At 65.9% G+C, this 22956-nt stretch carries 17 protein-coding genes; 4 read left to right on the plus strand and 13 right to left on the minus strand.

From position 1 onward, the window contains the following. Position 1: 1 nt before the first annotated feature. Positions 2–1219 carry a glycosyltransferase gene (locus HW932_RS10715; RefSeq protein ID WP_176976483.1) on the plus strand — a complete coding sequence of 406 codons (1218 nt, stop codon included), beginning with the start codon at positions 2–4 and terminating at the stop codon, positions 1217–1219. On the opposite strand, the gene HW932_RS10720 is transcribed toward HW932_RS10715, so the two are convergent. From HW932_RS10720 to HW932_RS10750, 7 genes are all read right to left on the minus strand, one after another. Further along, positions 1165–2595 carry a hypothetical protein gene (locus tag HW932_RS10720; RefSeq protein WP_176976484.1) on the minus strand — a complete coding sequence of 477 codons (1431 nt, stop codon included), beginning with the start codon at positions 2593–2595 and terminating at the stop codon, positions 1165–1167. The two genes, HW932_RS10715 and HW932_RS10720, sit on opposite strands and share 55 nt — an antisense overlap. A gap of 16 nt (positions 2596–2611) precedes the next feature. After that, positions 2612–3820, minus strand: a complete 1209-nt coding sequence (locus HW932_RS10725) for a hypothetical protein (protein WP_176976485.1) — start codon at positions 3818–3820, stop codon at positions 2612–2614. Positions 3821–3823: 3 nt separating this feature from the next. Beyond that, positions 3824–4975 (minus strand): glycosyltransferase, encoded by a 1152-nt coding sequence (locus tag HW932_RS10730; protein WP_176976486.1) that lies wholly within the window; start codon positions 4973–4975, stop codon positions 3824–3826. A gap of 72 nt (positions 4976–5047) precedes the next feature. After that, on the minus strand, positions 5048–6733 hold the full coding sequence (locus HW932_RS10735; RefSeq protein ID WP_176976487.1) for a sialidase family protein: 1686 nt from the start codon (positions 6731–6733) through the stop codon (positions 5048–5050). Between the two features lie 334 nt (positions 6734–7067). Next, on the minus strand, positions 7068–8177 hold the full coding sequence (locus HW932_RS10740) for a hypothetical protein (protein WP_176976488.1): 1110 nt from the start codon (positions 8175–8177) through the stop codon (positions 7068–7070). 413 nt (positions 8178–8590) lie between these two features. Further along, entirely contained in the window at positions 8591–9550 is a 960-nt protein-coding gene (locus HW932_RS10745) for a GNAT family N-acetyltransferase (RefSeq protein ID WP_176976489.1), read from the minus strand. A 41-nt stretch (positions 9551–9591) separates the two neighbouring features. Next, the gene (locus HW932_RS10750) at positions 9592–12138 is read right to left on the minus strand and encodes a tetratricopeptide repeat protein (RefSeq protein ID WP_176976490.1); all 2547 of its coding nucleotides are present in this window, start codon (positions 12136–12138) and stop codon (positions 9592–9594) included. Between the two features lie 20 nt (positions 12139–12158). Between HW932_RS10750 and HW932_RS10755 the strand changes: the two genes are divergently transcribed. After that, entirely contained in the window at positions 12159–13022 is an 864-nt protein-coding gene (locus HW932_RS10755) for a PIG-L deacetylase family protein (RefSeq protein WP_222932311.1), read from the plus strand. Here the strand turns inward: HW932_RS10755 and HW932_RS10760 are convergent. The 4 genes from HW932_RS10760 to HW932_RS10775 all read right to left on the minus strand — a co-directional run bounded on the left by HW932_RS10760 (position 13001) and on the right by HW932_RS10775 (position 17377). After that, positions 13001–14059 carry a BPSS1780 family membrane protein gene (locus HW932_RS10760; protein ID WP_176976492.1) on the minus strand — a complete coding sequence of 353 codons (1059 nt, stop codon included), beginning with the start codon at positions 14057–14059 and terminating at the stop codon, positions 13001–13003. The two genes, HW932_RS10755 and HW932_RS10760, sit on opposite strands and share 22 nt — an antisense overlap. 31 nt (positions 14060–14090) lie before the next feature. Beyond that, the gene (locus tag HW932_RS10765) at positions 14091–16079 is read right to left on the minus strand and encodes an outer membrane protein assembly factor BamD (protein WP_176976493.1); all 1989 of its coding nucleotides are present in this window, start codon (positions 16077–16079) and stop codon (positions 14091–14093) included. 224 nt (positions 16080–16303) lie between these two features. Next, on the minus strand, positions 16304–16765 hold the full coding sequence (locus HW932_RS10770; protein ID WP_176976494.1) for an OsmC family protein: 462 nt from the start codon (positions 16763–16765) through the stop codon (positions 16304–16306). 24 nt (positions 16766–16789) lie between these two features. Then, entirely contained in the window at positions 16790–17377 is a 588-nt protein-coding gene (locus HW932_RS10775) for a DJ-1/PfpI family protein (protein WP_176976495.1), read from the minus strand. A gap of 119 nt (positions 17378–17496) precedes the next feature. Between HW932_RS10775 and HW932_RS10780 the strand changes: the two genes are divergently transcribed. Beyond that, complete coding sequence (locus HW932_RS10780) at positions 17497–18525, plus strand: quinone-dependent dihydroorotate dehydrogenase (RefSeq protein WP_176976496.1); 1029 nt, start codon at positions 17497–17499, stop codon at positions 18523–18525. Between the two features lie 6 nt (positions 18526–18531). Beyond that, entirely contained in the window at positions 18532–20349 is a 1818-nt protein-coding gene (gene asnB / locus HW932_RS10785) for an asparagine synthase (glutamine-hydrolyzing) (protein ID WP_176976497.1), read from the plus strand. Here the strand turns inward: asnB and HW932_RS10790 are convergent. Beyond that, on the minus strand, positions 20346–20663 hold the full coding sequence (locus HW932_RS10790; protein WP_176976498.1) for a DUF2288 domain-containing protein: 318 nt from the start codon (positions 20661–20663) through the stop codon (positions 20346–20348). The two genes, asnB and HW932_RS10790, sit on opposite strands and share 4 nt — an antisense overlap. Then, positions 20641–22944 carry a 1,4-alpha-glucan branching protein GlgB gene (gene glgB, locus HW932_RS10795; RefSeq protein WP_176976499.1) on the minus strand — a complete coding sequence of 768 codons (2304 nt, stop codon included), beginning with the start codon at positions 22942–22944 and terminating at the stop codon, positions 20641–20643. Before glgB ends, HW932_RS10790 begins: the two co-directional genes overlap by 23 nt. Between the last annotated feature and the right edge of the window lie 12 nt (positions 22945–22956).

Below are 22956 nucleotides of genomic sequence, written 5' to 3' on the forward strand. Positions count from 1 at the left end.
CATGCGCGTCCTGCACATCGGCAAATATTTCCCGCCCTTCGCAGGCGGCATGGAGCATTTCCTCGCCGACCTGCTGCCGGCGCTCTCCGCGCTGGGCATCGAAGCCGCCGCTCTGGTGCATCACGAGCGATTCGGCCGGCACGGCTCACGCCCGATCGCGCCCGAGGATCCGCCGGTGTATCGCGCCCCGACCTACGGGCGACTGCTCTATGCCCCGCTCAGCCCGGCCTTCCCGCGCTGGCTCGACCGGCTCATCGGCGAACTCGCGCCCGATCTGCTGCATCTGCACCTGCCCAACACCTCGGCCTTCTGGGCGCTCGCCCTGCCCTCGGCGCGCCGTCTGCCCTGGGTGGTGCACTGGCATTCGGATGTGGTCGCCTCGACGCTCGACCGGCGCCTGAAGCTGGCCTATGGCCTGTATCGACCCTTCGAGCAGGCGTTGCTCGCCCGCGCTGCGCGGATCATCGCGACCTCGCCGGAGTATCTCGCATCCAGTCCGGCACTGGCGCCCTGGCGTGAGCGCTGTGTCGTCGTGCCTCTGGGGCTGGATGCGGCGCGCATTCCCGAACCCGACGCCGCGAGTCGTGCCCAAGCGGCGGCGTTGTGGCATAGCGTCGCCCCCTCACATAGACACAGCCCTAGCCCCCGACGTGTCCTCGCCATCGGGCGCCTGACCTACTACAAGGGACACGAGATCCTGATCCGGGCCGCCGCCGAGTTGCCCGAAACCGCTGTGCTCATCGTCGGCTCGGGCGATCTGGCCAATGCGCTGGGCGGCTCGATCGCGGCACTCGGGCTGAACGGGCGCGTCCGGCTCGTGGGTCATCAGCCCGGCTCAGTGCTCGACGCCCTGCTGGCCGGTTGCGACCTGCTGTGCCTGCCCTCGATCGAGCGGACCGAGGCGTTCGGACTGGTGCAGTTGGAGGCCATGCGCTTCGGCAAGCCGGTGGTGGTCAGCGATATCCCCGGCTCGGGGACCGGCTGGGTGGTGCGTCAGGCAGGCAATGGCTTGACGGTTCCGCCGGGCGATCCGACGGCGCTCGCCGCCGCTATCGACCGGCTGGGGCGCGATCCCGAGCAGGCTCGGCGACTCGGCCAGGCAGGCGCCCAGGCGCTGGAGGCGCGCTTCGGCATCGCGCGCGTCGCCGAGCAGATCGCGCGACTCTATGCCGAGGTGGTCGATGTACGTCCCCAGAGCGTCAGCAGGAAGAAGACATAGAACGGCATGAAGTGCAGCAGCAACCGGCCCAGGCTGGTGCCCTGCTCGGCCCAGCGATGGGCGTCGGTGAGGAAGAACAGCCCCCAAAGCAGCATCAGACTGCCGAGCACGAGCGCCAGCCCCGACAGCAGCCAGGGTGCGCGCTCGCCGCGTGCGACCCGCCAGAGCGCCACGACCAGCCCAACCACCAGCAGATAGCCGAGCAGGTGCCAGTTCTCCAGCCCCAGGAGCGTCTGGGCGAAGACGCCCCAGCTATCGTGATAGCCCAACTCGAAGCGTCCGATGAAGGGCAACTGGATCGCCTCGGTGCCGATCTCGATCAGGCCGATCAAGGGCGCCTCGAATCTCAGACCGATCAGCCAGGCGAGTCCGAAGCCCAGGAAGACCGCCGCGATCAGGCTCAGACCGATCCGACGTCGGCGCGCCTCGACGAGCATCCAGGCCGGAACCAGGAGCGCCAGCCAGACCGCACCCTCCAGCTTGAGCAGCGGCCAGGTCGCGGCCAGTGCCAGACAGAGCGCTGCCTGACGTTTGTCGCCGGTGCGCGTCCACTGTAGAAAGGCCATCAGGCTCAGGCCGAGCGCCCCGGCCAGCCAGAGATCGGCATACCCGGCCAGGGCCACATGGGTGTCGAGCAGGGGCAGCGAGATCAGTCCCCAGAGCGCCGTCAGACTCGTCAACGCCGAGGCGCCCCAGAGACGCGCCTGGCCATAGAACCCCAGCGCCAGCGCGATCGCAGCCCCGAGCCAGGGCAGATTGGCGGCGGTCTCGTTCCAATCGCCGGCGGCCAGCGTCGGCCACAGCGACAGACGCGAGACGAGCGCCGGATAGTGCCAGGCCTCAATGGTATAGACCGCGCCCGTGCCGTCGCCCGCCCAGACCTCGGGTGCAACGAAGGGCGCCAGCCGCCCCAGCTCGGACCAGACGCGCGCCCGTACCGCCCAGGTGGTCCAGGCATCCCAGGGATACAGCGGCTGCCACCAGACCTCCAGCGCCAGCACCGCGAAGCGCAGTCCGAGCCAGCCGAGCAGGAGCACCAGGAGCAGGCGCGATCCAAGCTCATGCGCGTCTCGCGGCCAGACTGACCGAAGCGATTGGAGCGTCTCCCGACCGGACGGCCGCCGGTCACGCACGGCCCAGCCGAGCGCCAGTGCGAAACCCAGCATCAGTAGCCAGAACGCGACCCGCAGGCCGAGAACCGACAGCGGATAGAGCAGCAGCGCACCGACGAGCAGTGCCAGCCAATAGCCATAGCCCAATGCCAGCGGCCAGATGCCCGGCGTCCCGTCCGGCCACAGCCGCCGCAGCAGCAGGGCGCCCGCGAGCCAGGGCAGCAGCAGCGACAGTGCGACGGCGAACCAGGCGATTGGGGTCATGCTCGTATCCATGCGCTCAGTCCTCCGACTCGACCGATTTGACCCGAAACAAGGTGCCCAGCCCCGGCTGGGACAACTCGCTCGACACAGCCAGACGCCAGTCACCGAACACCAGTTCGGAGCGCGCCCGATCATGGGCCGTGCGATCGAGCGGACTCATCAGGAACACGACATCACCCGGCTCGACCCCGCTCGCGGCATCCAGGGTGGCGCTCAGACGCACGTTGTGCGGGAGCAGATGGTAGCGCGCCCGATTGGCGCCATAGCTCGCCGGATCGGACGTGACGAGAAAGATCCGCACCGGCTCGGTTCCGAGTCGCGCGCGGATGTCCGCGATGAAGGGATAAAAGCCCTGGTCCGGCCCCGCGCGCTGGCGTTCGTCGGCCTCGAGTCCGGCATAGAGCGAACGGGTCTGATCCAGGCGCTCCAGCAGCAGCCACTGCCAGCGCGCGTCCAGCGCCAGCCAGCCGACGAGCAGGATGACGCCATAGGGCGTCCAGGTCCGGAATCCGCGCCAGGGCGGCGCGAGCAGCAGATGGATCAGCGCGGCCAGTGCGCACCAGACGACCACTGGGATCAGCGGTCGGATCCGGCCTGCGCCCTCTGCCGCATCCGTGAAATTGATCGAGCGCCCCGTCCAACCCAGATCGTGCCGCCAGTCGTTCCAGGCGAGCGGGAGGATCGCGGACAGGGCTGGGCGGCGCGGCTGGAGTGTCAGCGACTCGAACAGCAGCGGTTCGGCCTCCGGCTCGGAGCCGACGACGGCCAGACCGACGCCGACGATCAGACCCGCCCAGTTCGGATCATCGGTCAGGTTGACGACACCGGCGCGGCGCTCGTCCGGTGAGATCAGTCGATCGAAGGGCTTGCGGGTGGTCACGGACGTGGCCCAGATGACGCGCAGTTCGCGCGTCTGATCCAGCCCGTCGATCCGCCAGCCCAGCCCGCGATAGTCGCGCGCCTCGAAGGGGCGGATCGCGCCCTGGACCAGGATCAGACCATTGGACGCCGCGCGCTCGACGCGCAGACCGCGTTCGCTCTGGGCGCCCTCGCCCGCCGTGAGCTGAAGCTCAGGGGCGTCGATCCGAATGGTCGGCCGCGCCGGATCGTCGCTCCACAGATAGACCCCGGCGAGCAGCAGCCACAGACCCAGAGTGGCGCCGAGCAGCGCGGCGACCAGGGCGAGCGGACGATACCAGGAGGCTTGCAAAACCGAGTGTTTCAAGGCTCAACCACGCTCCATGAGATCGGTAAAGACGCGCTCATACCCCCGTGCCATGCGTTCGATCGAGAGTTGTCCGGCGCGCTCACGTCCACGTTCGGCCAGACGGCGCCGGCGCTCGGGGTCGGCCAGCAGGGCGCCGATGGCGTGCGCGAGCGCCTCGGCGTCCTCCATCGGGGTCAGCAGACCGTATTCGTCCTGCCCCAGCACTTCGCGCGGGCCATAGGGGCAATCGGTCGCCACCACGGGCGTGCCGCAGGCCAGCGCTTCCAGCATGGTATAGCCAAAGCCTTCGAACTGACAGGTGTGCACATAGAGATCGGCCTGGCGGATATAGGGATAGACGTTCTCGCGATGGCCGACGAAACGAACGCGATCGGCCAGCCCCCAGTCGGCGACCTGACGTTCGAGCGCCGAGCGATCCGGTCCGTTGCCGACCAGGATCAGGGCGGCCGGCCGGATCGATTGCAAGCGCCGGAAGGCGGCGAGCAGCAGACCGAGATCCTTCTCCGGCGACAGACGCGCGGCGGTGCACAGACGGGGCAAGTCGGGCGGCAGTGTTTCCAGTCCAGGCGCGGATTCGGCGGCGAGACGGGCTACGTCGGCGCTATCGATGCCGTTGGGGACGACCACCGTGCGCCGAGCCGGACCGAGAAAGCGTCGGCTCAGTTCGCGCGCGGTGCCCTGGGAGGGAACGATCATGCGATCGGCCAGCCGTGCCGTGGCGCCGACGGCCAGCCGCAGGAACAGGTTCCGTCGGCGACCATGCTCGTAGCGGCGCATGTGTTCGTACACCGGGCCGCGGAAGCTGCCGACCGTTTTGATGGGCAGACGTTGCAGCCGCGTCCCGAAGACGGCGAGCGCCGAGGGGTAGTGCATCATTCCGAGCACCAGATCCGGCTTGGCGCGCGCGATCAGGGGGCCGATGATGCGTGCGTCGTCATGCAGATCGGACGTGTTGGAGAACCAACCACGCGACAGATGCGCGGCGGTGTCGAGAAAGTCGTCGTAGTCGGGGGGAACCAACTCGCGTAGAGCGGCGGGCGCGGCGAGCGTGATCCGCCGCACGACGCGGCGATCGAGATGGGTGATCAGATTGCTCGTCGTGCGCTCGGCGCCGCCGAACACGGTGGCCAGATGCAGGATCAGCAAATGCATTGGGGGAATCGTCCGCCGGTCGAAAAGCTGGGCTGGGCTCACCCGGAGCGCCCAGCCCAATAGGCTTCTGGATCAATAGCGCGTGAAGACGATGTCCTGCGACTCGATCCGGAATTCGCTCACCCATTCACCATCGATCCACAGCCAGCGGTTCTTGACTGGAACCACGCGTTCGGGCTGTTTGATGACTTCGCCGGTCATGGGCGCCTTGAACTCGGGCACATGAGCGCGGATGGTGGTGACGACCTCGGCGATCGGTCCCTTGATGGTGATCGCGTCGATCTTGGCCTCGCTGTACTTGATCTTGCCCATGTTGGACAGATAGATGTTCAGCGGGGTGGCGGCCTTGAAGAAGGGGTCGAGATAGGTGTAGGTCGTGTTGTAGTCATCGACCTGCATCGCTTTCCAATAGTTCTCGACCCGCTCGCGCAGAGCCGCCTCGCCGGTCTTGGCCTGGCGCTCGCGCTCGGCGCGCGCGGACTCGGCGAGCGATTTCAGGCTGGATTCGTCGAGTGTCAGTTCGACGAGTTGCTTGCCTTCGAGCGTGTCGTCGGTGTAGCGCTCGGCGATCACGCGATAGCCGTCGCCCGCGGCATAGACCGCGTTCGGCTCGTAGCGCAGGCCCAGGTTGACGCCCGACTCATGCGGCAGCGGTACGTCCATGATCGCCCAAGTCGCGCCATAATCGTTAGAGAGGCTGGCGTAGAGGCCAGAACGGATGTCGCGCCAGTCCTCCCAGACCAGCAGCACCTGTCCGGGCTTCTGGCCAAAGGCGACTGAGGGGTTGCGCGCATGGAACAGGGCCAGGAGTTCCGGGTCGCCTGTCCGCGGTTTAACAGCCTTGGACCAGGTCTCGCCGCGGTCGGTCGAATGAATCACATAGACATCCTGCTTGTCCTGATCATGCTCACTGCGGTCGCGCCCGCTGACGGCAAGCAGAATATGCCCCTCGTCATCAGCCGCGATGTTCAGGCTGGCGATGTCGTGTCCACGCAGATCCTCGAAATCGAAGCGCTTCCAGGTTTTGCCGTTGTCGTCGGAGTGTGCACCTTCGAGATGGAAGTCACGCTTGTCGAGGCCGCGTTGGGAGAGCCAGATCGCGAACCAGCGCGAACCGGAGCGGAAGGCCTCGAAGATCGGCGTGACGTCGGACACATCGTCTGCAACCGTCACGGTCTCGGCGAATTCACCGCTCGCTGGGCGGAAGCGGGAGACGATGCGCCGTCCATCGACATCGCCCTGCCAACTGAAGACGACCAGATTACCTTGCGGATCTGAAGCCATGACCGGATAGATGCCGGCCATCACCAGTTCGATCGGCGACAGTTCCTGCTTGGAACGGTCGAGGTTCCGATAATAGAGATTGTGTACGCTGCCGGTCGGCTGACCGGCCTTCTCGCCGTACCAGAGCAGATGAGTCGAGCCCTTGGCATCGGATTGGGCCACGAAACGCGCCAATGGCTCGGTGTCGGCACCGATCTCCAGCGGCTTGATCGAAGTTGTGTCGGGGGGCAGGTGGTCGGTATCGAGCAGATAAAGACCCTTGTCGGGATACTTGTCGCGCCAGAGTGCGAGCGTCCCCTTGTCAGTAGCAGACAGTGTCAGCCCAGAGGGCGCCTGAGCGCGGTCGTCTGGAACCAGCAGACGCTCCTGGCCTTTGGGATCGCGCAATCTGAGCAGACGATCTCGATCATAGTAGGCGAGCCAGCGTTGCCCCGAAGCGTCCAGGACGTAGTCCCAACCGCTCGTGGCCGCCATGGCCGAATCGCTCAGCGTCGCGTAAGACGCGGAGGATTCGGTTCGATCAGCGGCGAATGAAAAGCCACCCATGACAAATGCACCTAGGACACAGCCCAGCCCCAGGGTCTTGAATTTTTGAACGATCACTTAGAATCCCCGACAGCCAACGTTTGAATCAGAAGTTATTGTAAGGCAATCAAAGATGCAAAATGCTTACGATACTTCCATGAAAAAGCCGCCCGGAGGCGGCTTTTTTGGTCTACTGGTTGGGACAGATGTTGGCCAGTCCTACCAGTAGTCGACGATTTGATCGATCAAGGAGCGATCTAGACGTCAGAAGGGGTTGCCTTCATTAGGGTTGAACACGGAAGCGGTTGTATTCGTCAGGGCCGAACATGATTGCGTTGTTGTAGGTTCCGCCCACAGCCTCTTCATTGAAGGTACCGCCGGTGTTGTACTCGAGCTTGATGACGACAGCGCCATCGTCGGTCAGATTTCTGCTGGAGACCTCAGAAATGCCGCCACTGCCAGCCGAGTCGAATTTGGCCGGAACCCAGGTATCACTGCCAGCCGGCTTCACGACACGGTAATTCCACAAACTGCCCCAGCCTCCCTTGACGAGACGAGCGGCAGTACCGTCACTCAGCATGTCGATCGCATCGATACGCCCAACGCAGACCACATCCTGCGGGATGGTACCGGAGATCAGGTTCTCGTCGCGATCGAAGAGGTCGCCACGAGCAGAAGTCACGAACTCGATACGAGCACGATAGTTGTTCGCGAAATCAGGATGCTGATCCTGATCGACAGGCGTCACGAAGAAGGCGGTCGTGATCTCGTCGAAAGGCATCACAGCCACAGGCGAGGGACTCTGCGAAGCCGCGAAGCGGAAGTCGTTGTCATCAGAGCTGTAAGCCTGATAACCCCAAGCTGCACCGCTGCCGAACTCAAACACGAAAGCTTCGCCGGCGAGGGTCTCGCCGTCATCACCATCCACGTCGACAGAGGTGCCATCGCTGTTGTCGACGGTCAGGTAGCCGCGAGCGGGCTGAACATTGCGACCGAGGGCATAGTCACGACCGGACTGCTGCCACTGGTTGTTGATGCTCGGATCGCTGAAGAGCACACCTGCGGTGTCGTTGGCGAAGACGCCACCCAGGTCGATGGTCTGGATGTCGTTACGGCTGGTCGGCAGGAACTCGTTGTACTCCTCGCAAGGATTCAGGAGGCCCTCGCCGGCAGCGACGCTCTTGTAGTAGAAGCGGTAGTGCAGGTGAGTTGCGGCGAATTGGCCGTTCTGGTTCCAGTTGTCATCGGTCGTGTTGATGACGCTGACGATGGTGGTGACAGTCGGGCTCAGAGCTGCATAGGGGAAGAAGACGGTATCGGCCTGGGCTACACCAACCGCCGAAACGCCGATGGCTGCCGCGACCGCGGATGCGAGAGTATTTTTTGCGAACATCGCTGGAGTTCTCCTGTGATTCACACGTTACAAACTGACCAAAGGGTTTGAGTATTCCGGATCTCGTGGACTACTCATGCTGGAGTTAGCGGAGGCGCCGCCCATCCGAAACGCATGCCACGCTGGCTCGCGGCTCGTCCAGGAGTCTACACCACAAATTGTTGTTGTCAACCCACATCCGTAAATTTAGCGACGCCCGACTGGACCCGCGCCAGCGGAGCGCACCGAAAAAAGACTTAAAAACGAGTTTGTTAGACTGATTTTCAAGCACACCCACACCTCCTGTTGCAAATTGACAACACCTGACGAAAATGTCGCTCAAGCCGAACTACATGACTTTTTCGCCACAGCAATCCGGATAGCACGAGGCAGCGCGGTCGTCACCTCCGACGGCGGCGAGGACTCGGAGCGCCTCAGAAGATATCCACATCGCCCATCGTATAATACAAAAGATCGCGCGCAATCTCAGCCGAGATTGCCGACTCCCAACGCATGTTGGCCACTACGACCGGGGTTTCTGCGCCAGGGACGCCCTGGGCCACCCGATAGCCGTCCGGCAGCCAAGCGCGAATGCCAGTCCGCCCCAGATCAGACTCCAGACGCGCCACCAGAGCGCGCAAGGCGGCCCCCACACCCGCCGACGGCAACCAGAGGTCGACCAGATTCGGCTCGGAACCATCCTCCGAGCAAACACCCCAACCCGCCAGCCGCCCAAACCGGCTCAGACCATAGAGACGATAGCGATGACTGGGGTTGTCGGCATAGCGCCAGCGCAGATAGGCACGATCGCGCACCAGTCCCAGACGACATTGGCCGCTCAGACGCTCCCAGAGCGCATCGAGGCGCGTATCCTGCCAGTCCAGCGGCGCGGCGCGCCAGAGGTTGTTCCAGCCGCGCGGCCCCGTGAGACGCGACTCCAGGGCGATCTCCAGACGCTCGTAGACGCCTGAACGTTCGCCGATGAGATAGGGACGCCAACCCGGAAAACCATAGCGAAACGCCGTCGGCAACCGCTCGGCGATGCGCGCGAGCAGATCGCGCAGCATGAGCGTGAAGAGGTTGTTGCGACCCAGCCCACCCCGATGCTCGGGATGCACCATCACGTCGCAGACCTGGACGATCGGAATCGGTGCGCCCTCACGCCAGCCGGGCAAGGTCAGCGCACCGGCGTGGGCGACCAGCCTTCCGGTCTCGTCGAGCGCGACGACCGAGTCGGCGCATCGGTATCCGGCACTCGCAGCGAGTGCACAACTGGCGCCATACTTCCAGCGCCATTGCTCGGATGTCCGTTGCTCACCAAAAACGGCGGCGAAGAGCTCGCGCAGCCTGGACTCATCGTCGGACTCGGCAACGCGCAGTTGATATCGATCCATCGAAGAATTATCCAGTGGAAGACCCACGTCCGGCAAGCCCTTTATTCCTTCGCGCCCGAGCACGCCGGTGCATCGAGCCGATCCGGCCCACCGCCCTGGAGATGACGCTCCCAAAGGCGCCGATAGAGCTCCTCGAGCCGGCGGGCGAAGCGCTCGCCGTCGAAGAAGGGCGCGCGCGTCCTGGCCTCGCTCAAGCGTGTCCGCAGTTCCTGGAGCCGCGCCGGATGGGTGGCCAGATCGAGCGCCAGCGCCTGATAGCGGTCGAGATCCGTGGCGATCAGTTCGCTCAGACCACTGGCCGCAAGCAGACTGGAGGCCACGCGCGCCGCGAAGGTCTCGCCCTGACAGGTCACGAGCGGCACGCCCATCCAGAGCGCGTCCGAGGCCGTGGTGTGGGCATTGACCGGCAGCGTATCGAGCATGAGATCGGCCAGCGGCAGACGCGCCAGATGCTCGGACTGAGGACGCTTGGGCGCGAAGATCAGCCGATCGGCGGCCAGACCGCGCCGCTCGGCCTCGTGCCTCAGATTGCGCCGGATGGCCTCGGTGCGCGCATAGAGCCAGAGCACCGAGCCGGGGACGGCGTGGAGCAGCCGGCACCAGCGCTCGAAGACCGCGGGCGTGATCTTGTAGGGATCGTTGAAACAGGCGAAGACGAAGGCGTCCTCGGGCAGCCCGGCCTGGGTGCGCGTGGGCCGTGCGCCGACCTGACGCCGGTCGTCGACCGGGGCATAGGCGTCGGGCAGATAAGCGATGGCTTCGTCATAGGCCGCGACGGACTCGGGCGGAACCACGATCGGGTCGGCGATCAGATAGTCGATGAAGTCGCTTCCCAGCCCGCCCGGAAAGCCGAGCCAGCTCGCTTGGATCGGACTCGGGCGCTGGGCCAGGATTTCCAGGCGCGCATTGCGGGTATAGCCCTTGAGGTCGACGAGGATATCGATGCCGTCCTCGCGGATGCGTCGCGCCGCTGCCTCGTGGGTCAGCTCACGGATGTCGACGAAGTGCTCGATGGCCGCACGCAGACGCCGACGCATGGGACCGCCATCGTCGTGGCCGGTGGAATAGGCGAAGATCTCGAACTGCTGGCGATCATGACGCTCGAAGAGCGCGGCAGTGAGATAGGCGGTGGCGTGCTCCTGGAGGTCGTCGGAGAGATAGCCGATGCGCAGACGCGCCCCGGCCGGCTTGGGCGGAGTCGGCGGCAACGCCTGGGCGCGCGTCGACCAGGGCGCATATTCGGCGGCCTGCTGGCGCGCGATGCGCTGCTGATCGAGGGCCGTGAGTCCGGGGATGGCGAGCGCGGCGAATGGCCGGATGACAGCCTGATCGGATGTACGGACCCGTTCGACCAGGGTCGCGCAACGTTCGTCGAACCGGCGCCAGTCGCAGACATGCAACTGGTTGCGGATCAGCTCGGCGAGCAGTCGCGACGGCTGGAGTTCCACAGACTCATGGGCGCGCGCGAGGATATCGACGGCATCCTCGAAACGCCCCAGATCCGACAGCCAACCGGCCAGCATCAGGGTGCGCTCGGGGTCGGTCGCCTTGGATTTGACGGTTTCGGCGGCGAACGCCAGCGGTCCGTTCCGGTCCTCGGCCGGCTCGGTCTCAGGCCGGTCGCGTTCGAGCAGCTTGTAGGCGGCTTGCAGCAGCGAATAGCCGGCGATCAGGAGTTCGGGGTCGAGCCGCAGCGACTGGAGCGCGTATTGGAAGGACGCCTCCAACTGATTGCAGCGCAGCGCGGCATCGGCGGCATTGTTCCAGGTCTCGGCGCGCAGTGGATTCAGGCACAGGGATTGTTCGATGGCCCGTTGCGCACCCTCGGCATCGCCGAGCCGTGAGCAGGCCACGCCCAGATGGTCCCAGAGCTCGGCGCGGCCGGGGATGAGTTCGGCGGCACGCGCGAGCGACCGGCGCGCCGTCTCGAAGTCGCGCTGCGCCATGGCGGCCAGACCACGCAGATGATGAGCCTCCCCCCAGGAGGGCTGCTCGGCGAGCGCGCGCTCCAGCTCGGTGAGCAGCGGCTCGAAGCGGCCGGACTGGTAGAGCTGGATCAGACGGGCGAAGGCTTCCTGGAGCCGGGCCTGCACGGCCGATCCGGTCGGCAGGTTCAGGGGTGCATCAGGCGGCTCGGCGCCGATTTGGGCCGGTGCTGGACGCGATTCGGCTTCATGCTCCTCGGGCGTGGGCGCGTCGATCCAGGCGCGCCAGCGCGCCAGGGTCTCGGGCGGCAGGCCCAGCGACTCGGCCTCGGCCAGCCGCTGTTCGGCCTCGGGATGGCGTCCGGCACGGACCAGACTGTAGATCCAGGCGCCGCGTAACACGGCTGAGTTTGGCCATTGCATCGTCGCGCGCGCAAACAGCGCGATCGAACTCAGCCCGCAACCGGCGTCGATCAGGGCCACGCCCAGGTTGTAGGCAGCCAGGATGCGCTGTGGCCGCTCGCGCAGGGCTCGCGCATAATCGGCGATAGCGCGTTCCAGGTCGCCCTGCAGGTGGGCGTCGAGTCCGGCGGCGAGCGGATCGGCCGGTTTCGTGGCGGCTGGAGCGGACTGGGACGACCAGGAGACCGAGTAATTGATCAAGACGATACCTGACTGTGAGCTTGGCTGAACACGAATTCGTTCCCTATCACGCCGAGCACTGTCTGGCGCACGGGCGCGTGCTGGTGCTGGCGCCGCATCCCGACGACGAGGTCTTCGGCTGCGGGGGCGCCATTATGCGTCATCTCGCGGCGGGAGACCCAGTGCGGGTCATCGTCGTCACGGATGGCGCCCTGGGTGTGGGGCCGGATCAGCCCGATCCGATCCGGACACGTCGGGACGAGACCCGGCGTGCGGCGGCGGTGCTCGGCCATGTCGACCCGGTGTTCTGGGGCTGGCCGGATCGGGGGCTGAACTATGGCGAGGCGCTGATCGGGCAGATCCTGGACGCGATCGCCCACTGGTCGGCGGATCTGGTCTATGCGCCGTCCTGGTGGGAGATCCACCCGGATCATCTGACGCTGGCGCTGGCGAGCGCCGAGGCGGTGCGGCGCTGTGAGCGTCCGATCCGGCTCGCCTTCTACGAGGTCGGCTCGCCGCTGTGGCCGAATCGCTTGCTCGACATCACGGATCTGGCCGAGCGCAAGCGCACCGCCATGGCCTGTTTCACGACCCAGATGGCTCAGCAGGACTACGACCGCCATGTCGCCGGACTGAACAGCTTTCGCACCTATACCCTCCCGCCCGAGATCCGCGCCGCCGAGGCCTTCCGGCTCCTGAGTCGCGATGAACTGCGCGCGCCGCCCTGGGACCGGATGCGCCCCGACGCCGAGTGTTCGCTGAAGGATCTGGCCGAGTCGCTGCGCCGGCCATGCGGAGACTTCGAGGACCGACTCTCCGCCATCGAACGTTCGACCTCCTGGCGGATCACCGCCCCGCTACGCTGGCTGGTCCAACGCCTACGTCAACGAAAGATGTCGCGATAGGCGGTATAGACCGCGATGGTCAGCACGGGCAAGAGCACGAGCCAGCCCAACAAGAAGGGGATCGCGCCGACGAAGAGCAGGACGAATGCGATCAGCCCGAAGACCAGGAACGGCAGGATGTTCCTCAGACAGCCCATGAAGCTGAGCTTGAAGGCCTGCATGACGGGCACGGCGTCCAGGGCCACGAGCGCCGGGGCGAAGAACATGGCCATGGCCAGCGGGATACCGAGCAGCAGCGCGATCAGGACCGGCAGCATGAACTGCGGACCGGCGGCCATGGCCTCGAATTGCTCGGGTGTCATGGTCGTACCTGGCGCCATCTCGGGGACCATCATGCCCGAGCCGCCGACCATGACGATGAACAGCAGACCGATCACCAACCCGATGAGCAGCGCCAGTCCCAGATAGACGACACCGACGAGCGCCAGCGGACCCGGTCGCACCGAGAATCCGGCGAAGAGCTGACCGACGCCGAATCCCTCGCCGCGATCCTGAGCCTGGGCGCCGAGCATGAGTCCGGCGGTGAACATCGGACCGAGAACGGTCGTCGCCAGTCCGCCGATCAGCGGCACCAGACTGACCACGATGACAATCAGATAGAACAGCAGCAGGGCGCCGATCCAGGCCCAGGGCGCCTGCTTGAACAGCCCCCAGGCGTCCTGGATCCAGCCCCAGCCACGACCGGCCTCGACGGCGTTCGGCTCGCCGAGTCGATCCGAGGCGGCGCCGAGATCGATCGGTGACGACGCCCTGGAGTCCGATGCCGCCGGCTTGGCCAGCGACGGCCCGGAGGTGCCCGACGGCGCCTGTGCCTCGATATCGACCTCCAGCCCCACCGAGGCCAGCTCGTTCCGATAACGCTCGGCCTTGGCGGCGCTAAGGTCATGTTTGATGACCCGTCCGCTGCCGTTCATTACCAGTTCTCGAGCTTCCTCTTCGGTCATGTTGAACTTGCGCGCGAGCTGCTCCATGACCTCGTGATGACTGTGACCCAGCGACAACCGTCCCGAATAGACGATGCGATAGCGAGTGTCCATCTGTATACCTCCAATGGTTGCGTTGCGATCGTTAGACCAGACAGCGTTTCAACCAGTCCAGCACGCCCGGCTCGGCGGCCCAGACGTCGCGCATGGCCTCGCGATACAGCCAGGCCTGATCCTCGCCGCCGAGGGTGACGCCGAGCGGATCGAGGCGCGGCTGTTTGATGCGTTTGCGCGTCAGATAGCGCGGGATGCGCGGCAGGCGGCGCATGGCGGTCTGGAGCACGGTGCGCGCCCGTTCCTCGCGTCCGAGCCGATAGAGCGCCAGCACCTCGCCATAGGCCAGGTCGGCGAGCAGGTCGTCCGGGAAGCGCCGCGCCAGGGCCAGGGCACGCTCGTCCTCGCCGTCGCGCAGATAGAGGTTCATCAGCTCGGCGCGTGCGCCATGGTTGTCCTGAGGGTTGAGGCGCAGCAGGGTTTCGAGCGTGCGCCGCGCCTCCTCGGCCTGTCCCTCCTGGGACTGGGCCAGATAGCGCCGGAACAGCAGACGCAGTGCCGGACGGTTGGCCTCGATCGACCAGGGCAGTTGTCGGCCCGCGTCCGGCGGCAGCACCTGTTGCAGGATCGACCAGGCGCGGTCGAGCACGGGCGTGAGCAGAGCATGGGCGATCCAGGGCAGTGCGCTCTCGGGATGGACATAGAGCGCCGTGGCCAGATCGTCGAGCACGTCCAGGCTGTCGGCCAACTCGGGATGACCGAGCAGATGGTCCAGCCAGCCCGGCTCGGACCAGACGTCGAGTTCTTCGGCCAGGGTCAGATGGATCGAGCGCGGCTTGCCGCCGGGATAGAGCCGGCGCCAGAGATCCTCGGACGCCCGAACCTCGGACGGCGCGCGCAAACCGACCGGGCGGCCGGTATCGCTCCAGGCATCGGGCAGGGCCTCGGCGTCGTCGGTCTCACTGGCCGGGGGCGTGCGTGCCTCCAATCCCTCGAAAAGCTCGAACTGCGTGTGTGTGCTGCGCGGCTGTGTCGGCGTTCGGGCGCGCGGCGGGCGACGCTTGACCAGACCATAATCAGGCAGCGGACGGGCCATGGCGACCGCGACCCAGTCGTGCAGATCCACCAGCGCCGGGTCGAGCACGTCGGCCTGGGTGTTGACCATGGCTTCCTGCGGATCGACCACGACCTGTTTGAGAAACTCCAGGAAGCTCTCGGACTCGACACCCAGACGTTTGAAGCGATGAAGCCAGAAGCGCGCCCGCTCGCGCGCCAGATCGTCCTTGTGCTGAGCGACCAGCAGGGTGATTTCGAGCAGGGCCGTGCCCGGACTGTCGGGGTCGCTGCGCTGGGCGGCGGTGAAGGCCATCTGGGCCAGATCGTAGTCGCCGGCGTCGATGTTCATGGTGCCGAGTCGCTGCCAGGCCGCCGACTGGAGCGCACGACCGCCTTCCTCGCAGACGCGCTGGAGCAGCGTGAGCTTCTTGCGCCAGTGGTCGAGCCGGTCATAGGCGTCGCAGAGCAGATCCAGCGCCGGCTCGTAGCGACCATCGAGCGCATCGAGCGCTCCGGCGAACAGCGGTTCCAGCAGGGTCACTACCCGTCCGGGCCGATCCTCGTCGAGCCAGCGGTCGGCGATGCGTGCCAGCAGCGGTTCTGGGATGGCGCCGCTGGCCAGGGCCGCGCGCACCCCATCCTCCGACAGCAGCTCGATGACGATGTCCCAGACCAGCTCGGTCGAGAGGTGCGGCAGTTCGTCGAGGTTGCCGCAACATTCACCGTAGGCAAAGCCGGAGCCGCAGAGACAGGGCTCTTCGGGTTCAGGCTGCGGCAGCGGACGCGGCTGGAAGGCGTTGGATGGCAGCGGCGTGGCGTTCCAGATCAGGGTAGCGAGCATCCGCGTCAGCCGCACGATCTCGCCGGGGTCGAGACTGGAATCCCACAGACCCAGGGTCGCGGGGATATAGTCGTCGGCCCAGTCGATATAATCGCGCGGATCGGGATACTCCAGGATGTGCCGAACCGACTCCACGATGACTTGTTCGAACCGTTCCGCGTCAGCGGCATCGTGCTGGATCATGACACACTCCTCCACACAGCAGTGAGGCGGTCATTCTAAACCGCCCGCCGCCCAAGTAGACATATTTTGGACGGCGGCCCGGATCAGGCCCTTATCCCGCTCACCAACGACGACCGGCTCATCTTGGCCCCATCCCCTGGCGGGAGAGGGTGAGAAGGAGCCGTAATGGCTCAGTCGCTTTTGAACCGTTATCAAGTCTGTACAGCGAGCCTATACCGTTGGCTTCAAGACGAGGTATGCAGGATCTCGCCCGCCTCGTCCTCGACCGTCACCCGCATCGGGATGCCCTGACGGATGCTGGCCGAGACCACGCAGAAGTCCTCGAACAGATCCTTGCAGCGGGCGAAACGCGCCGACTGCGTGACCGCCTCGCTGACGATCAGCCGGATCTCCATCGAGCCGATGCGCAGCCGCTTGCGCTCGTTGCGGACCATGATGCAGGTGGCCTCGGCGCGCAGACAGTTCTCGGGCGGTTCCTCCTTGAAGACGCAGTAGAGCAGGCTGGCGCTCAGGCAGTTGGCGGCGGCAGCAGCGAGCATGCGCGAGGCGTTCGGCCCCTGCTGCTCGCCGAGCGGCGGCGGTTCGTCCATCAGGACGTCCGGCGCGCGCTTCCAGTCGAAGGCGACGTTGATCAGGAAACCTTCCTGCTGCTGGAGATGGATGGTGAAACGGCCTTCCTCGGACATGAGGGGTTCCTCGACGGTCGGGGTTCAGGGTTCGATGCGGCTGCCCAGGACTTCCAGGAACTTGCGCATCCATTCCGGATGGGCGGGCCAGGCCGGAGCCGTCACCAGCTTGCCGTCGACATAGGCGTTGGAGACGGTCTCGTTGACCTCGCACCAGGTGCCGCCGGCCCGTTCCAACTCGGGCCGCACGGCCGGATAGGCGGTGCACTGGCGACCGTCGAGCACGCCAGCAGCGGCCAGGATCTGCTGACCATGACAGACCGAGGCGATCGGCTTGTCGCCGGCGGCGAAGTGACGCACGATCTCGATGACGCGCGGATTGAGCCGCAGATATTCGGGTGCGCGCCCGCCGGGGATCACCAGGGCGTCGTACTTGGCCGGATCGACGGTGGCGAAGTCGGCGTTGATGGCGAAGTTGTGGCCGGGCTTTTCACTGTAGGTCTGGTCGCCCTCGAAGTCATGGATGGCGGTGCGCACGCGCTCGCCCGGCTGCTTGCCCGGACAGACCGCATGGACCTGATGCCCGACCATCTGTAGCATCTGGAACGGCACCATCGCCTCGTAGTCCTCGACATAGTCCCCGACCAGCATCAGTATCTTTTTGATCGCCATGAGCGCTGTCCTCCTCCGGATCGCCGCGATTGGAAAGTTCAAACTATAGCATTGAGGATCGTCGCGACGCGCGTTCGCCATCGATCCAGACCAGCCTCGACACAGGAGCCTTCAGACCCATGTTCGTCACCCCGCCCTGGCCGCTCGCCCGCGCCGCGCTGTTCAAACTCGATCCGGAGCAGGCCCACAATCTCACGCTCGGACTGCTCGCACGCTGGTCGGCACTCTTCGACGGGCGGCTCGGCGTGACGGACATCGCGCGGCGTCCGGCGCTGTCGCGCGATGTCATGGGTCTGCATTTCCCCAACCCCATCGGTCTGGCCGCCGGGCTGGACAAGCAGGGCGAGGCGGTGCCGGCCTGGCAGGCGCTCGGTTTCGGCTTCGTCGAGGTCGGGACCGTGACCGCCCTGCCCCAGCCCGGCAATCCGCGACCGCGTCTGTTCCGCCTCGCGGCCGACGAGGCGCTGATCAATCGCATGGGGTTCAACAACGGCGGGGCTGAGGCGATGGCGCGGCGGCTCCAGCACCTGCGCGCGCGCGGACTGCCCGAGATCCCGCTCGGGGTGAATCTGGGCAAATCCAAGGTCACACCGGCGGAACGGGCGGCTGATGACTATCGGCAAAGCTTCGAGCGCTTGGGCGAGCTGGCCGACTATGTGGTGGTCAACATCTCCAGTCCGAACACGCCGGGGTTGCGCGATCTGCAACGGGTCGACGAGGTCGCACGCATCCTGGAGGCGATCCAGGGGCCGAATCAGCGCCTCAGTCGTCCGCGTCCGCTGCTGGTCAAGCTGGCGCCGGATCTGGCCGATGACGAGGCCATCGAGTGTGCGCGAGCGGCGCTCGAAGCCGGGGCGACCGGATTGATTTTGACAAACACGACGATTCGCTTCGAGGGTCTCAGGAGTTCGACCGAGGGAATGAGCGGCGGACTCTCGGGCCGACCGCTGCTGTCGCGTTCGACCGAGCTGCTGGGCAAGGTGCGTGCGGCGCTCGGTCCCGAGCCGGTCATCATTGGCGTCGGCGGTATCCTCGACCCCGAGGGCGCGCGTGCCAAGCTCGCGGCGGGCGCCGATCTGATCCAGGTCTATACCGGACTCATCTATCGCGGCCCCGGCTTCGTGCGCGAACTGCTGCGCGGACTCTGAACGGCCATGTGCGGCATCGCCGGATTCATCCTGGCTCGGGGTCGGCACCCCGAACCTGAGTTGCTCGATCGCATGGCCGAACGGCTCGCGCACCGTGGGCCGGACGATCGGGGCCGTTATTGCGCCGGGCCGGTCGGTCTGGTGCAGACGCGGCTGTCGATCATCGGACTGGAGAGCGGCCATCAGCCGCTGCTGTCGGCGGACGGGCAGCTCGCGCTGGTCGCCAACGGCGAGGTCTACAACTACATCGAGCTGAACGCCGAACTGCGGGCGCTCGGGCATCCGCCGCGCACCGGCTCGGACTCCGAGACCATCCTCAACGCCTATGCAGCGCATGGACTCGACGCGCTGGAACGATTGCGGGGGATGTTTGCCTTCGCGCTCCATGATGCGCACACCGGACGCCTGATCCTCGGACGCGACCGGCTCGGCATCAAGCCGTTGTTCTACGTCCGACTGCCCGACCGGATCGCGTTTGCTTCCGAGATCAAGGCGCTGCTGGCGATCCTGCCCGAATCGCCCCGGATCTCGCCGAGCGCGCTACGCCAGTTCCTGCAAAACCAGTTCGCCGGCGGCGAGGAGACGCTGATCGACGGCATCCGGCGCGTCCCGCCGGGTACGGTGCTGCTGATCGACGCCGATCTGAACATCCGCCGGCATCGCTACTGGTCGGCGCTGGATGTGGAACCGCGCCGGATCGGGTTCGATGAGGCACGCGCCGAACTGGACGTGCTCATGGACGACGCCATGCGCGAGCATCAGCGTTCGGACGTCCCCTTCGGACTCTTTCTCTCCGGCGGGCTGGATTCGGCGGTGCTGGCCGCCAAGCTCGCCGAACAGGGCGCCGGACGCATCAAGAGCTATTCGGTCGGCTATCGCGGCACGACCATGGCGCATGAATTGGACGAAGCCGCGTGCGTGGCCGCGCACTTCGGTTTCGACCATCGACCGCTCGAACTGGATCTGCCCAAGGTGTTCGGACGTCTGCCGCATACGGTCTGGTGCGCCGACGAGCTGATGCGCGATTACGCCTGCCTGCCGACCTCGATCCTGGCCGAGACGGCGGGCGCGGAGCTGAAGGTGGTGTTTTCGGGCGAAGGGGGCGACGAGGCGTTCGCCGGCTACGGGCGCTATCGTCCGCCGCTCGCCGAGCGGCTGCTGAAATCGATGCTGCATCCGGGCAGCGGCGGATTCCGCACCCGTGGCCAGTGGGCCGGACGCTGGACACGACGCCTGATGGGGTCGGCACTGCGGGCGGTCGTCGAGGCCGATCGCGCGCCGGTGCTCAGCGCCTGGCGCGAGACGCCCCGCCGCTGGTCGGACATGCAGCGCCGTCAGTACACCGACCTGGTCACGGCCCTGCCCGACAATCTGCTGGTCAAGACCGACCGGCTGTTGATGGGCTTCGGGCTGGAGGGGCGCGTACCCTTTCTCGACCATCGGATCGTCGAGTTCGGGCTGTCGCTGCCGGATGAACTCAAGGTCCGCCGACATCAGGGCAAATGGCTGGTGCGACGCTGGGCCGAGCCGAAGCTGCCGCCCGGCCATCTGGAGCGGCCCAAGCGCGGCTTCCATGTCCCGGTCGGCGACTGGCTGCGCGGCGATCTGGCCGCCGAGGTCGGGCGACGGCTGGCGTGCAATCCAGGCGTGCGTGACTGGTTCGAGGTCAGCGCCATCCCCGAGCTGGTCGCCGCGCGTCAGTCCGGACGCGGCGGCGGACGCGAGCTGTTCGGACTGATGCAGTTCGCCATCTGGCACCGGCTGTTCATCGATCAACCGGAACTCAAGCCCGCCCCGGACGAAGATCCGCTCGACTGGATCTAAGCCCGATCCTGAACCAGCACCCAGGGCTTGACGACCACCGCCCAGACTTCGGCGTCGGCCTCCAGCCAGGCGCGTGCCTGGTCGTCGCTGACCGGCGCCAGACGGCCCTGCTCCAGATCGGCGGCGATGGTCTGAGCCTCGTCACGCGAACAGCGCAACGCCAGCTCGACCAGATCCAGCTCGGGCACGACCGCGATCACCCGCCCCTGGGCGAAAAAGCGTTGCAGTTCACGCCACGGGAGACGGGCCGTCTCCTGATTGATCCTCGCCCGCTCCAGCGCGTCCTGATCCTCAAGCGGCCTTGTCACTGGCATCGCCGGCATCCGTTGAAGTCTCAGGAGCCTCCGACGTCGTCGAAGTCGGGGCCGCGTCATCGCCCTCTGCCTCGCCGGACGCTTCGGTCAGCGGCTCGTGCACCAGGATCAGCCCGGCCAGCGGCGGCAGCGAGATCAGCAGCGAGTGCGGACGTCCCATCCAGCTCACCGGCTCGGCCGTCACGCCGCCCTGATTGCCGACGTTGCTGCCGCCGTACAGCTCGGCATCCGAGTTGACCGCCTCGCGATAGAACCCGGCCTCGGGCACGCCGATGCGATAGTTGGTGCGCGGCACTGGGGTGAAGTTGAACACCGCCGCGATCAACGTCTTGCCGGCGCGATCTTTGCGGACATAGCTCAGCACCGACTGCGAACTGTCGTGACAGTCGATCCACTCGAATCCGGCCGCGTCGAAATCGACCTCGTGCAGGGCCGGAAGCTCGGCGTAGATCCGGTTGAGATCGGCGATCAGCCTGTGCACACCCTGATGCGGCGGGCGCTCCATCAGCTCCCAATCGAGCTGACTGGCGAAGTTCCATTCCTTGCCCTGACCGAACTCACAGCCCTGGAACAGCAGCTTCTTGCCTGGATAGCTGAACATGAAGGTGTAGAGCAGGCGCAGACTGGCGAACTTCTGCCAGCCGTCGCCCGGCATCTTGTCGAGCATCGACTTCTTGCCGTGCACGACCTCGTCGTGCGAGAAGGGCAGCACGAAGTTCTCGGTGAAGGCGTAGAGCAGCCCGAACGTCAGCAGGTCGTGATGGAAGTGGCGATAGATCGGGTCTTTCTGCATGTAGGACAGGGTGTCGTGCATCCAGCCCATGTTCCACTTCATGCTGAAGCCCAGCCCGCCGAGATAGGTCGGACGCGACACCGCCGGCCAGGCAGTCGACTCCTCGGCGACCATGAGCGTGCCGGGGAACTGCTCGTGCGTGACCATGTTCAGCTCACGCAGGAAATCGACGGCCTCCAGGTTTTCGTTGCCGCCGTACTTGTTGGGGATCCATTCGCCGGCATTGCGCGAATAGTCCAGATAGAGCATCGAGGCCACGGCATCGACGCGCAGACCGTCGATGTGGAACTCCTCCAGCCAGTAGAGCGCGCTGGCGAGCAGGAAGTTGCGTACCTCGTTGCGCCCGAAATTGAAGATCAGCGTGCCCCAGTCCTTGTGCTCGCCCAGACGCGGATCGGCGTGCTCGTAGAGCGCGGTGCCGTCGAAGCGCGCCAGCGCATAGGCGTCCTTCGGGAAGTGCGCCGGCACCCAGTCGAGCAGCACGCCGATGCCTTCGCGGTGGAAATGATCGACGAAATAGCGGAAGTCGTCCGGCGTGCCGAAACGCGAGGTCGGGGCGAAATAGCCGGTGCACTGATAGCCCCAGGAGGCATCGAGCGGATGCTCGGTGATCGGCATCAATTCGATATGGGTGAAGCCGAGTTCCTTGACGTAGTCGGCGATCTCGTGGGCCAGCACCCGATAGTTGAGGAAGTCGCCCTCGGGATCACGCCGCCAGGAGCCGAGATGGACCTCGTAGACCGACATCGGCGCCTGCTGCCAGTTGGTCTTGGCGCGTTGCTCCATCCAGTCGGTGTCCGACCAGTCGAAGGCGCTCTCCACGGCGAGCAGCCCGGCGGTCTGCGGACGCTCCTGGAACGCCTGCGCATAGGGGTCGATCTTGATGTGGATATGGGTGGCGCGGTCGCGGATCTCGTATTTGTAGAAACCGCCCGCCTCCAGCCCCGGAATGAACAGCTCCCAGACGCCCGAACCGCCGCGCACCCGCATCGGATTGGCGCGTCCGTCCCAGGCGTTGAAGTCGCCCACCACACTGACGCGCTCGGCATTCGGCGACCAGACGGCGAAGCGGATACCGGGCACGCCCTCGAACTCGACCGCGTGCGAGCCGAGGATGCGGTAGATGTGCCAGTGCTTGCCCTCGCCGAACAGATGCAGGTCGAGATCGCCCAGCACCGGCGGGAAGCAATAGGGATCGTATTGGACATGGGTCAGACCGTCGGCATCCGTCCATTCGACCTGGAAGCGTTGCGGCAGCCGACCCGCCTCGCCTTCCCAGACGAAGAAATCACTGCCATCGATGCGCTCCATCGGCGCGTCGGGTTCGACCAGTCGGACCTGCTCGGCCTGCGGCAGGAAGACGCGCGCGACGGCCCGCCCGTTGTCCTCATGGCGTCCGAGAACCTCGAAGGGATCGTGGTGACGCGCCTCGACGATACGCTGCAAGGGTTCAGGGAGCTTGGGGGCGGATCTGGTCGCGTTGGCCATGTCGTTCCTGTA

Source organism: Allochromatium humboldtianum (assembly GCF_013385175.1).
GTDB classification, from domain to species: domain Bacteria; phylum Pseudomonadota; class Gammaproteobacteria; order Chromatiales; family Chromatiaceae; genus Thermochromatium; species Thermochromatium humboldtianum.